Annotated in this window: 9 protein-coding genes; 3 read left to right on the top strand and 6 right to left on the bottom strand. The window is 64.5% G+C overall.

The features are described from left to right. Positions 1 to 36: 36 nt before the first annotated feature. Positions 37 to 840, bottom strand: a complete 804-nt coding sequence (locus BJI67_RS15320) for an ABC transporter ATP-binding protein (protein WP_070073779.1) — start codon at positions 838 to 840, stop codon at positions 37 to 39. 259 nt (positions 841 to 1099) lie between these two features. Between BJI67_RS15320 and cynS the strand changes: the two genes are divergently transcribed. Then, positions 1100 to 1540, top strand: coding sequence for a cyanase (cynS, locus tag BJI67_RS15325; protein WP_070073780.1), 441 nt, complete (start codon positions 1100 to 1102; stop codon positions 1538 to 1540). Between the two features lie 149 nt (positions 1541 to 1689). After that, positions 1690 to 2640, top strand: coding sequence for an EamA family transporter RarD (rarD, locus tag BJI67_RS15330; protein WP_070073781.1), 951 nt, complete (start codon positions 1690 to 1692; stop codon positions 2638 to 2640). Here the strand turns inward: rarD and BJI67_RS15335 are convergent. Next, complete coding sequence (locus BJI67_RS15335) at positions 2621 to 3568, bottom strand: histone deacetylase family protein (RefSeq protein WP_070073782.1); 948 nt, start codon at positions 3566 to 3568, stop codon at positions 2621 to 2623. The two genes, rarD and BJI67_RS15335, sit on opposite strands and share 20 nt — an antisense overlap. Before the next feature lie 65 nt (positions 3569 to 3633). Between BJI67_RS15335 and BJI67_RS15340 the strand changes: the two genes are divergently transcribed. After that, entirely contained in the window at positions 3634 to 6309 is a 2676-nt protein-coding gene (locus BJI67_RS15340; RefSeq protein WP_070073783.1) for a bifunctional acetate--CoA ligase family protein/GNAT family N-acetyltransferase, read from the top strand. Between the two features lie 54 nt (positions 6310 to 6363). Here BJI67_RS15340 and BJI67_RS15345 read toward each other — a convergent pair whose 3' ends face one another. The 4 genes from BJI67_RS15345 to BJI67_RS15360 form a co-directional block, all read right to left on the bottom strand. Then, complete coding sequence (locus BJI67_RS15345; protein WP_070073784.1) at positions 6364 to 7077, bottom strand: MIP/aquaporin family protein; 714 nt, start codon at positions 7075 to 7077, stop codon at positions 6364 to 6366. Positions 7078 to 7346: 269 nt separating this feature from the next. Next, complete coding sequence (locus tag BJI67_RS15350; protein ID WP_231940868.1) at positions 7347 to 9293, bottom strand: potassium transporter Kup; 1947 nt, start codon at positions 9291 to 9293, stop codon at positions 7347 to 7349. A 133-nt stretch (positions 9294 to 9426) separates the two neighbouring features. Beyond that, on the bottom strand, positions 9427 to 10746 hold the full coding sequence (locus BJI67_RS15355; protein ID WP_070073785.1) for an ABC transporter ATP-binding protein: 1320 nt from the start codon (positions 10744 to 10746) through the stop codon (positions 9427 to 9429). 12 nt (positions 10747 to 10758) lie between these two features. Then, entirely contained in the window at positions 10759 to 12477 is a 1719-nt protein-coding gene (locus tag BJI67_RS15360) for an ABC transporter permease (protein ID WP_070073786.1), read from the bottom strand. Positions 12478 to 12627 lie beyond the last annotated feature (150 nt).

Below are 12627 nucleotides of genomic sequence, written 5' to 3' on the forward strand. Positions count from 1 at the left end.
CCTCTTCATTACCCGATAAACCCTTTCTGGAATTATTTATGCCGCCGCCTGCGGTGACGATCCACCGCTTGTTGCAAGGTCCGCAGGATTAGATACAACAGACCCCGACAGTTGACTGAATATTCGCATCAGACGCTCTCGCGTCCGAATGAAATCGGCCCCCACACGGTCGCGTGGAAAACTCATATCCATTTTTATCGAGCTTGCAATGCGCCCTGGATCCGCCACCATAATCAATACCCGGTCCGCCATCGCGACAGCCTCGTCGATGTCATGGGTAACGAGCACGAGCGTAATCCCGTTTTCCCGGGCTATTCTCGCAACGTCCTCCTGTAGCGAGGCGCGCGTGAAGGCATCAAGTGCGGAGAATGGCTCGTCCAGCAGCAAGACGTCAGGGGAGGTGGCCAATGAGCGGGCCAATGCCACCCGTTGCTGTTGCCCTCCCGATAGATCGCCAACACGTGCGTCCGACTTATCGGCCAGGCCGGTCATCGCCAGCAACCGTTCGATCAAGGCAATATCGCGCTTCCCTGCAAATGCAAGACCCAGTTCGGCATTCTGGCGAACGCTCATCCAGGGAAAAAGCGATGGCTTCTGGAACATCATGTTCCATTTGGCGCTCGGCTTCGTAACCTGCGAACCATTGATCCGCACGCAGCCATCGCTCGCCATCTGCAATCCGGAAATCATGTGCAGCAAGGTCGACTTGCCGCAGCCGCTTCTTCCAATCAATGCCACTTGTTCACCAGGGGCAATATCAAGATCGATATTCTGGAGCACGGGTGCATGCTGCCCCCTGAATGTATGTGACAAAAAATCGATCGAAATCCTGGCACCCATGTTCGCACTCCGACTGATGTCAACCGGAAGTAGCAGAGATCATGCCATTGAAGCTGACACCGCTTTATCTACTTCGGATGCGTCGTTGCGCCCTATTCGCCGGCTTTCAGCACGACCAATGGCAACAATGTCAAACAAAGTTGCTGGGTAGCCTTGCCAATCATCCATCCTCCTCAGACCCATTGCGGAATTTGCCATGGCATCGGATTTGCTGATCTCTCGGCAACCCTGCATAGCCACCCATGAGAGGTTCCGCACAATGACCAAAAACGAAATGCGTATCGCCATACTTGGCGCCAAACAAAAACTGGGGCTCAGCTGGGACGCACTGGCCGGCGTTACCGGGCTGTCCGCGGAATTCACATGCTCCGTTTGTCTGGGCATGAACAGCATGCAGGAGGCGCCAGCGAATGCACTTTGTTCCGCACTTGACCTACCATCCCAGGTCGCGACCGCGTTACAGGCCTGCCCTATGAAGGAATGGGATAAAACGGTGCCGACAGATCCACTGATTTATCGTTTCTATGAGATCACCGGTGTTTATGGTGAAACCATCAAGGAAATCATCCATGAGAAATTCGGCGACGGGATCATGAGCGCCATCGATTTCACCTTGAAGATCGACAAGGAGGAAAATCCCAAGGGTGATCGTGTCGTCGTCACGCTGAATGGCAAATTCCTGCCCTATAAATCCTGGTAATCTCCATAGGTCGTCCTGTTGTATTCCGATCGACTTAGCGGAAATAAGATTTCCTCAAGCACTGACGTATACGTTATTCTCCACGCCTGCAAACCCCTCGTGCGGTACGTATAAAACGCGCCGCACTCCCGTTTTCCCGAGGAACCCCGATGTCCGACGACGGCTCCACGCGCAGCGGCCTGCTGTTCGGGATCACGGCCTATTCGCTGTGGGGCGTGTTCCCGCTGTACTTCATGCTGCTCGCCTTCGCCTCGTCGATCGAGATCGTGGCGGATCGCATCCTCTGGTCGCTGGCCTTGTGCAGTCTCATTCTCGCGGCCACCGGCCGGCTGGGCGACGTGGTCCGGATGCTGCGAGCGCCGCGCGATCTCGGCTACCTCGCCACAGCCGCCTTCTTCATCAGCCTGAACTGGCTGGGTTACGTCTATGCCGCCAATCACGGGCAGGTGCTGCAGGCCTCGCTGGGATACTTCATCAACCCGCTGGTCACGGTGCTGCTCGCCGTGGTGATCCTGCGCGAGCGGTTACGGCCGCTACAGTGGGCAGCCATCGGCCTGGCACTGGTCGCGGTGCTCTGCATCGGCGTCGCCTACGGGCATCCGCCGTGGATCGCGCTGTTGCTGGCCTTCAGCTTCGGGTTTTACGGCCTGGCCAAGAAGTTCGCCGGACGTCGCGTGGGCGCGGTGCAAAGCCTGACCATCGAAACCCTGCTGCTCAGTCCGCTGGCGCTGCTGGTGCTGCTGTGGCTGGGCGCACACGGCGAGACTCACTTCACCGACCACGGGCTGAGCTCGATGCTGCTGCTCGCCTCGACCGGCGTGGTCACCACCGTGCCGCTGACCAGCTTCGCCGCCGCCGCGCGCCGCCTACCGCTGAGCACGCTCGGCATGCTCCAGTACATCGCGCCGATCCTGCAGTTCATCGTGGGCTATGCGGTGGTGCACGAACCGATGTCGCCGCTGCGCTGGGTCGGCTTCGCGCTGATCTGGGTCGCACTCGTCGTGTTCAGCGCAGACGCCCTGCTCGCGGGACGCCGAGTGCGCCGGCCCGACGGTGCGACCGCTGCCGCGCTGGCGCCGCTCAAGCGCGATCCGGGCTGACCGGGGCGTATTCGAGCAGCGCCTTGACGTGGGCCGCAACGCTGCGCGCCAGCGCCGGCAAGGCGTAACCACCATCCAGGGCCGACACCAGCCGCCCCCCTGCATGCCGTTCGGCCACCTCGACGAGACGCCGCGTGATCCAGTCGTAATCGGCCTCGATCAGCGCCAGATGCGCCAGCGGGTCGTCGCGATGCGCGTCGAAGCCGGCCGAGACGAATACGACTTCCGGCGCGAAATCCTCCAACGCGGGCAGCACGCGCGACGCGAAGGCATCGCGGTAGGCGACGCCGTCCGTGCCCGCAGGCAGCGGCACGTTGACGATATGCTCGCTGCGCGTATCGGCACCCGAATAGGGGTAGAGCGGGTGCTCGAAAGTGGAACACAGCAGCACCCGCGGCTCGTTGCCGAAGGCCGCCTCGGTGCCATTGCCGTGATGCACGTCGAAGTCGACGATCGCGACACGGGCCAGGCCGTGCGCCGCCAGCGCGTGTGCCGCGCCGATCGCGATGTTGTTGTAGAGGCAAAAGCCCATGGCGCGCCCGGGTTCGGCATGATGCCCCGGCGGACGCACGGCGCAGAAGGCGCGCCGTACCGGTCCCGCAATCACGCGGTCGACTGCAGCCACCACCGCGCCCGCTGCATGGCGGGCCGCCTCCAGGCTACCTGGTGAAAGCGTGGTGTCGGCATCCAGCGCCGCATAGCCAGCGACCGGGGAAGCCGCGTCCAGAGCGTCGAGATAGGTTGGTGTATGCACTCGCAGCAGCTGCTCCCGCGTCGCCTCTGGCGCTTCGACGTGCTGCAGAATCAGCTCCAGACCCGTGGCAATGAGCTGGTCGCCGATGGCGCCCAGGCGCGCCGGCGATTCGGGATGGCCCGGGCCAGGGTCGTGCGCCCGGCAGGCGGGATGGGTGAGCAGCAACACGGACATGACATGACCCTGAAGGAAAGCTTCGGCTAAGCTTAACACTCGCCTGCCGACCACCGAGGGACGCCATGCCGACTCATACCCTGGAGGCGCTGTTCGCCGCCGAGAGTATCGCCGTCATCGGCGCCAGCCCGAATGCAGAAGCGGTCGGGGGCCGCTTGCTGCGCAATCTGGTCGAAGCGGGCTACAAGGGCCGCATCTACCCGATCAACCCCAAGTACGACCACATCGGCCGCCGCCGATGCCACTCTGACATCAACGCCATCGACGGCCGCGTCGACCTCGCCATCATCGCCACCCCGGCCGCCACCGTGCCGGGCATCCTGCACCAGTGCGGCGAACATGGCGTGGGTGCCGCCATCGTCGTCTCCGCGGGCTTCGGCGAGGGCGGGGCCGAGGGCCTGCAGCTGCAGAGCGAACTGCTCGAGGCGGCGCGCGTCCATGGACTCCGCGTGCTCGGACCGAACTGCCTGGGTCTGATCCGCCCGTTGCTGGGCCTGAACGCGACCTTCAGCAACAACCAGGCGTTGCCGGGTGACGTCGCCCTGGTTTCGCAGTCGGGCGCCCTGTGTACCGCCATTCTGGACTGGGCCGAGCCGAATCAGGTCGGCTTCTCGGCCGTGGTGTCGATGGGCGACGCCGCCGACGTGGATTTCGGCGACATTCTCGATTTTCTCGCACTCGACCCACACACGCGCAGCATTCTGCTCTACGTCGAGGGCGTGAAGGATGCCCGACGCTTCATCAGCGGCCTGCGCGCGGCCGCACGCATGAAGCCGGTGATCGTAATCAAGGCGGGACGCCACGCCGCAGGCTCGCGCGCCGCCAGCTCGCACACCGGCGCGCTGGTGGGTGCGGACGACGTCTTCGATGCCGCCCTCGAACGCGCCGGCGCGGTGCGCGCCTACACCATCGAGCAGCTCTTTTCCGCCGCGCAGGTCCTATCCAGCGGACATCGCCTGCACGGCAACCGCCTACTCATCATCGGCAACGCCGGCGGGCCCGGGGTGCTCGCCACCGACCGCGCCAGCGAGCTGCATCTTGAACTCGCCAAGCTCGCACCAACCACCGTGGAGGCACTGGACAAGGTGCTTCCTCCGCAGTGGCCGCGGGCCAATCCGGTGGACATCCTCGGCGACGCCGACCCGGCGCGCTATGCCCGCGCGCTGGATATCTGCCTGGCCGACCCGGGCGTCGACGCGGCCCTCGTCATGCTCACCCCGCAGGGCATGACCGATCCCACCGGCTGCGCGGAGGCGGTCATCGACGTCGACCGGCGCGGCAAGGCGGTGACCGCCTGCTGGATGGGGCAGAAACAGGCCGCTGCGGCCTGGGCACGCTTCGCCGAGGCGCACCTTCCGTACTTCCACACCCCGGAAATCGCCATCGAGGCACTGGACTATCTGGCCCAGCACCACCGCAACCAGCACCTGCTGATGCAGGTGCCGGGCTCCCTGTCCGCGCACGCCGAACCGGACATCGAAGGCGCGCGGATGATCATCGAGGGCGCCCTCAGCGCAGGCCGCAGCACGCTCAGCACGCAGGAATCCAAGGCCCTGCTCAACGCCTTCCACATCCCGGTGATGCCGGCCATGCTGGCACGCGATCCGAACGAGGCGCTGGTCGCGGCCGAAACGCTGGGCTTCCCGGTGGCGATGAAGATCGCCTCGCATGCCCTCACCCATAAATCCGACGTCGGTGGGGTGCGTCTTAACATCGGCACCGCTGCCGGCGTGCGCGCGGCGTTCCGCGAGATGCTCGACGAGGTGCGGCACAGCCGGCCAGATGCGCAGATCGAGGGCATCACGGTGGAGGCCATGGCCCCGGTGCGACACGGTCGCGAGCTGATGGTCGGTGTGGTGCGCGACCCGGTATTCGGGCCCGCGATCAGCTTTGGCGCCGGTGGCACCCAGGTTGAGATCCTCAAGGACCGCGCAATCGCGCTGCCTCCGCTCAACGCCCTGCTCATCGACACCCTGATCGAACGCACCCGGGTCTCCCGTTCGCTGCGCGAGTTCCGCCAGATGCCCGCAATCGACCGCGCAGCGCTGGTGCAGGTGTTGCACCGGGTTTCGGAAATGGTCTGCGAACTGCCCGAAATTGCGGAAATGGACATCAATCCGCTGATCGCGAGCGCACAGGGCGTGGTCGCGGTGGATGCGCGCTTCGTGGTCGCTCCCTCCGCCGGCGGTCCTGATCCCTATGCGCACATGGCGATCCACCCTTACCCGGCGCATCTCGCGCTGCAATGGCAGCTTGCCGATGGCACGGGCATCCGCATCCGCCCGATCCGCCCTGAGGACGCCGAAGTTGAACAGACCTTCGTGCAAGGCCTGTCGGAAGAAAGTCGCTACTTCCGCTTCCGCCAGACGCTCAACGCCCTGACTCCGGAAATGCTGGTGCGTTTCACCCAGATCGACTATGACCGCGAGATGGCCTTCATCGCGGTCACCGGGCCGGAGGAAACCGAGACCGAGATCGGCGTCGCCCGCTATATCGCCAACCCCGACCGCGAAAGCTGTGAGTTTGCCCTGGTGGTCGCCGACGAATGGCAGCGTCGCGGCATCGGCACCCGGCTCATGGAGATTCTCATGCGCACAGCCCATGACCGTGGCCTGAGACGCATGGAGGGAGAAGTTGTGGCGAGCAACCAGTCGATGCTCGCGCTGGTCGCGCGCCTGGGCTTCGAGCGTCGCGCGCACCCGGACGATGCCGAGGTACGCATCGTCTGGCGCTCGCTCTGATACGACAACGAGGAGGCGGGCATGGCCCGCCCGCCTCCTCGCAAGCACACCGACTCAGGCGCTGGCGGCTTCGGTGGCCGGAAGCCCCTTGGCCGCGCGCAGCACGCGGTATAGCAGGCCAGCACCCATCGCACCCAGCGGCGTCGCCAGCAGATACACCCAGATGTGGGTGTACACACCGGAGGCGACCGCCGGCCCGATGGTCCGCGCCGGGTTCAGACTGGCACCGGTGAGACCGCCGAAGAACATCACCGAAATCGAGATGATCAGCCCGATGGCAAGCGGCGCGACGGCGCCCGCACGATCGCTCATCGCGGTGTGCAGCACGGTGGACATCAGAAAGAAGGTGCCGAGCATCTCAAGCACGAAACCGCCCGCGAGGGTGGTCAGCTTGGTGTTGATCAGGGTGGCGCCGAGATCGCCGTACGGCCCCATATGCGTACCGCTGTGGTCGTGGGCGAAGATGAAACCGAGGATCAGGCCAGCTACGATGCCTCCCGCGATCTGCGCCGCGATGTAAGGCACGATGCGGGCGGGCGGCAGCTTGCCTGCCACGGCCGCACCGAGGGTGATTGCCGGATTCACTAGCCCGCCGCTGATGTCGCCGAACACGAAGGCGGCAATCGCCACCGCCAATCCGTTGGCCAGCGCCGCATCCAGCAGACCGGCGTGTCCCGTAGTCACCATGGAGGCCGCGCCGCCCCCGAAAAAGATGAGTCCGAAAGTACCGATGAACTCAGCGATCAGAGCCTTACTCAAATCTTGCATTGCAGCATTCTCCTTTGGACAAAATGGAGCCCCATCCGCCGATGCATAAACTACTTCTATAACACATAGATAAATGATTTTCTGGACGCTGTTTAAATTCTGCCAGCGCCAAGCACTAGGACTGGCTCCGGCAGCGGGGGTTCGTGGGGATTGCATTACACTTTGGTAAGGCAGCGTCTATTTCGTCGATAGCCGATCGCTATCGGGAGGGCACGCAAGCCTAGGTACACCCTCACCCCGAGGCGGGGTGGTACACGGCGCGAGGGATGTCAGATGTCGATCTGGATACCGAGCTCGACCGAGCGCCCTGGCGGCAGACGGTAGTAGTCCACCGCGCCCTGCGCATTGCGCGCCATGAAGGCGAACAGCCGATGACGCCAGCGCGGCATCGAGGGGTTGCGACCGGCCAGGGAGATATGCAGACGGTCGGCGAAGAAGGTGGTGGTCTCAGCCTCCAGTCCGGGTATGACGCCGAGGTCCTGGCACAGCTTGGTGGCTACGCTCAGGTTGGGCGTCTGCATGAAACCGTAGTTCACGAATACACGGTAGAACTCGGCACCGAGCGGCGCGATTTCGAGGCGCTCGGAGGCCGGCACGCGCGGCACGTCTCGGCTCGTGGCCGTCATCAGCAGCACGCGCTCGTGCAACACCTGATTGAGCTTGAGGTGATGCAGCAACCCTTGCGGTACCGTGTCCCCCGGGCCGCACAGGAACACGCCGGTTCCGCGCACGCGCGTCGGGGGCTCGTAGGACAGGCTCTGCAGGAAGGTCGCGATCGGCATGCCGCGCTCCTGCGCCATCGCGCGGCGCAGGGCCATGCCCCGCCGCCAGGTGGACATCAGCAGCACCACAGCGGCTGCGACCAGCAGGGGCAGCCAGCCACCGTCCGGAACCTTGAGCAGATTGGAGCTCAGGAACACGAGATCCGGGATCAGGAACAGCCCGGCGATGAGGCCGGCATGCAACCGGCTCCATTGCCAGCGACGGCGCATGACCATATAGGCCAGTGTCGTGGTGATCGCCATGGTCGCGCTGACCGCAACGCCGTAGGCGCCAGCAAGACGCGCGGTCGAACCAAAACCGACCACCACCGCAATCGTCGCGACCATCAGCGCCAGATTCACGCCTGGCATATAAATCTGGCCCATTTCCTCGTCCGAGGTCTGCACGATCACAAGGCGCGGGCCAAAACCCATCTGGATCGACTGGCGCGCCAGGGAGTACGCCCCGGAAATGACCGCCTGCGAAGCGATCACCGTGGCCACCGTGGCGAGCAGGATCATCGGATAGACGCCCCATGATGGCACCAGGCTGTAGAAGGGATGCGCGGCCTTGGCGGGATCGCGGAGCAGCAGCGCGCCCTGGCCGAAGTAGTTGAGCAGCAGGGCGGGAAGCACCAGGCCGAACCAGGCCCAACGGATCGGCGCGGCGCCGAAGTGGCCCATATCGGCGTAGAGCGTCTCACCACCGGTCACCACCAGAAAGACGCTGCCCAGCACCAGGAAGGCCGTGCTCGGTGCATCCACCACGAAGCGCACAGCAGCCAACGGATTGGCCCCGGCGAGCACCGCTGGCGCCTGCACAATGCCGTATATGCCCATCAGCGCCAGCACCGTAAACCACAGCAGCATGATCGGCCCTAGCCAGCGCCCCAGACGGGCCGTGCCCTTGCGCTGGGTGGCGAACAGCACGAGCAGAATGATCACCGTGATTGGAATCACGCCGGGTTTGAGCATGGGTGCCGCCACCTTTAGCCCGCCGACGGCGCTGAGCACGGAAATCGCCGGGGTGATCATGCCGTCGCCGTACAGCAGGGAGGCTCCGAAGCTACCGAGCAGTATGGTCAGTGCCGCCGCCCGTCCCTTGCGGCCCCAGGGGTCAAGCAAGGCAAGCAAGGCCAGAATTCCGCCCTCGCCTCGGTTGTCCGCGCGCATCATGAAGCTGACGTACTTGATCGAGATCACCACGATCAGCGCCCAGAAGATCAGCGAGAGGATGCCGATCACGTGCGCTGGGGTCACCGCCAGGCGACTGCCGCTGTAGAAGCAGGCGTGCAGGGCGTAGAGAGGACTGGTACCGATATCGCCGTAGACGATACCTAGGGCCATCAGGCTCAGGGAGGCAATGCGGCGGCGCTCCAGCGTCTTTTCCGATTGGGGCTGCGGGCTCGTTTCGGGACGCTCCGCCGATGCTGCGTTCATTTTCGTATGGGCCATACGGGACTCACTGTTGGCCCGACGTTCCCGCTGTCGCTGATCATGTCTTGCCTCCGCGGCAGCCCGGAAAACCGGGTCTGCGCTCAGGAATACACTACGACGTCGTCATGCGGGAATAGTTCCCGCACTCCGATCAACCGTAACCCAGTGCGGATTCGCCCTCGCCCGGGTCCTCCAGGCTCAGCACCTCGGCATCGTCGTCATAGGCGAAGATTTCGGCGTAGCGGCCCCAGTTGATCACCACCTCCAGCACACGCTGCGACTCGTCGTCACTGAGGCTGTCCTCAAGCTCGGTGAGAAAACGCTCGGCCGGCGCGCGGTGGTTGGGGCGCTCATCGAGCACACTGCGGATGTGCGCCGCCAGTGGGACGTACTTGAGCAACTGCCGTGCGAACGCCGATTTGCGTTCCTGGGTGTCCCCGTTCACATAACGCCGGCCCACCGCGGTCAGCGCGATCTGGCCCTGCACGACCATCGCGAGATCCAGGATCTCCAGTGACTCGACCAGCGGGAACAGGTCGTCTACCGACAGCTGCATGTCGTCGGCCAGTTCCGGCAGACTGATGAAACGCTGACCCGAGGTTTCGCTCTCCGCGTCGATGGCCTCGATCAGGCCAGCGAGACGGTTGATCGCCGCAGTGGGCAGACGATAGCTGACGCCCTCCGCACGCCGCGGCGCCTGCGGTCCGCGGCGGGTCATGATCGCGTAGATCTCCTCGACCAGACGGCGGAATTCGGGGGCCTGGCGATTGCGCGGCTGCGGCAGGCGCACGGGAATCTCGGCCGCCACCCGCCCGGGGTTGGAGGCGAAGATCACGATGCGGTCGGCCATCAGTACCGCTTCCTCGATGTTGTGCGAGACCAGCAGGATGCCGCGCAGCGGAATCTGGCGCTCCTCCCACAGGTCAAGCAGATCGGTGCGCAGGTTCTCTGCGGTAAGCACGTCGAGCGCGGAAAACGCCTCGTCCATCAGCAGCACATCGGGGTCGACCACCAGTGCGCGGGCGAAGCCGACGCGCTGGCGCATACCGCCGGACAGCTCGCGTGGATAGGCCGACTCGAAGCCGTCGAGTCCGATCAGATCGATCGCCGCCAGTGCACGCCGCAGGCGTTCCGCACGCGGCACCCCGCGCGCCTCAAGGCCGAGTTCCACGTTCTCCAGCACGGTCAGCCAGGGAAACAGCGCGAAACTCTGGAACACCATCGAGAGACCCGGCACCGGCCCGGTCACTGGGCTGTCGCGGTACATCACCTCGCCGCCGGTCGGCGGCACCAGTCCGGACATGATGCGCAGCAAGGTCGACTTGCCCGAACCCGAGCGGCCCAGCAGCACCAGGATCTCGTCCTCGCGCAGACTCAGGTCCACACCGTCGAGAATCTTGAGATCCTCGCCGTCCGGCGTCTTGAAAGCCTTTTCCACGCCGCTCAGACGCAGGATGTCCTTGGCTGCCATGCGGATGCTCTCCTAGTCGAGACGCCAGTGCGTCTCGGCGAACTGATACAGTCGGTGCCAGACGAACCGGTTGATGGTGATGACGAACAGGGCCATCACTCCGGTGCCAAGCACGACATGATGCACATCGCCGCGCGCGGTCGCCTGGGCAATGTAGGCGCCTAGGCCTGTGGCGACTAGGGTGTGATTGCCCCAGCTCACCACCTCAGCCACGATGCTCGCGTTCCAGGCCCCGCCCGAGGCGGTGATCGCACCGGTGACATAGGACTGGAACACGCCGGGGAACAGCAACCGCCTGAAACGCAGCCAGCCGCGCAGCCCCAGGTTGTGCGAGGCCTCCTTGAGGTCCGAGGGTAGGGCTGCGGCGCCTCCGATGACGTTGAACAGGATGTACCACTGACTGCCCAGAATCATCAACGGGCTGACCCAGACGTTGACGTTGAGATGGAAACCGACGATGACCACGACCACCAGTGGAAACAAGAGGTTGGCGGGGAAAGCGGCGAGGAACTGGGCCAGCGGCTGGATCCGCTGCGCGAGACGTGGGCGCAGCCCGATCCAGATGCCGATCGGCACCCATACCACGCTGGCGAGCACCACCAGCACGAACACGCGCAGTGCGGTGGCACCGCCGAGCAGGAACACGTGCCAGACCTCGCCCCAGCCGAAGTCGCGCGGGATGATGCGCCACATTTCGATCAGGGTGCCGACCACGAGCAGTGCCAGCGCCAGATTGAAAATCAGATCGAGCCAGCGCATACGCCGCGAGTCATCCTCGCCGGGAAACGCCTTTGGGCTGGAGCCTAGGCGCAGGCTGGCCTGCCAGAATACCCCCGGCACCACCGCCAGCAGGCGCATGATCCGTGTCCGCTTGATGAAGTCGAGCACCATCGATTCCGGCGCGGTGCCGGAGGCACTGCTTTCGAACTTGAACTTGTCGGCCCAGGCCACCACCGGGCGGAAGAACAACCAGTCGTAGAGCAGGATCACGCCGAGCATGGTCACGATTGCCCAGCCGATCGCCCCGAGGTCGCGCTGCTGGATGGCCAGCGCGATGTAGGAACCGACGCCGGGCACCATGACCTGATGGCCGCCCACCGTGATCGCCTCCGCGGCGACCACGAAGAACCAGCCGCCCGATACCGACATCATGGTGTTCCATACCAGCCCCGGCATAGCGTAAGGCAGTTCGAGGCGCCAGAAACGCAGCCACGGCGAAAGCTGGTAGGTCGAGGCCGCCTCGCTCAGGTCGCGCGGCACCGTCTTGAGCGAGTGGTACAGGCTGAAGGCCATGTTCCAGGCCTGCGAGGTGAACACCGCGAAGATCACAGCCATCTGCACACCCCACAGACTGCCTGGAAACAGCGCGACGAAACCGGCCACGGTGATCGACAGGTAGCCGAGGATGGGCACCGACTGCAGCACGTCGAGCGCGGGCACCAGGATGCGTTCGGCATAGCGGTTCTTCGCCGCCAGCGTGGCGTAGACGAGTGCGAACACCAGCGAGACACCCAGTGCGGCGACCATGCGCAGCACCGTGTAGAGCGCGTACCCGGGCAAGTCCATTGGGTCCAGGGAGATCGGCAACGGCTGCCCAATCACATAGGGTGCGCTCATGCGCCCGCCCGCCCAGGCCACCAGATAGATCAGCCCGAACACCAGCGGCAGCGCGATCAAGTCGCGCCTGTTGGGCAACGGCAGCCGGGCTGGCAACGATGGAAGCTGGGCCACAAAAGATCTCCAGTGGGGGCGTATTGCCCGGGCGGGGCAGTGCGGCCCGTCCCCGATACATGTTCTGATCGGTATCGCACGCCGCTACCCGCATCGCAGGACCGCGCACGGCGGGGGCCTTTATAGCTGCAGGTTCAGGCGGATACAAGC

This window comes from Acidihalobacter aeolianus, from assembly GCF_001753165.1.
Lineage (GTDB): Bacteria > Pseudomonadota > Gammaproteobacteria > DSM-5130 > Acidihalobacteraceae > Acidihalobacter > Acidihalobacter aeolianus.

What these genes read in the sequence shown, in the direction of transcription:
- BJI67_RS15355 (WP_070073785.1), bottom strand. Translation starts at nt 10,746, where the DNA reads ATGGCAGCCAAGGACATCCTGCGTCTGAGCGGCGTGGAAAAGGCTTTC.
- BJI67_RS15350 (WP_231940868.1), bottom strand. Translation starts at nt 9,293, where the DNA reads ATGGCCCATACGAAAATGAACGCAGCATCGGCGGAGCGTCCCGAAACG.
- BJI67_RS15320 (WP_070073779.1), bottom strand. Translation starts at nt 840, where the DNA reads ATGGGTGCCAGGATTTCGATCGATTTTTTGTCACATACATTCAGGGGG.
- rarD (WP_070073781.1), top strand. Translation starts at nt 1,690, where the DNA reads ATGTCCGACGACGGCTCCACGCGCAGCGGCCTGCTGTTCGGGATCACG.
- BJI67_RS15340 (WP_070073783.1), top strand. Translation starts at nt 3,634, where the DNA reads ATGCCGACTCATACCCTGGAGGCGCTGTTCGCCGCCGAGAGTATCGCC.
- BJI67_RS15345 (WP_070073784.1), bottom strand. Translation starts at nt 7,077, where the DNA reads ATGCAAGATTTGAGTAAGGCTCTGATCGCTGAGTTCATCGGTACTTTC.
- BJI67_RS15335 (WP_070073782.1), bottom strand. Translation starts at nt 3,568, where the DNA reads ATGTCCGTGTTGCTGCTCACCCATCCCGCCTGCCGGGCGCACGACCCT.
- cynS (WP_070073780.1), top strand. Translation starts at nt 1,100, where the DNA reads ATGACCAAAAACGAAATGCGTATCGCCATACTTGGCGCCAAACAAAAA.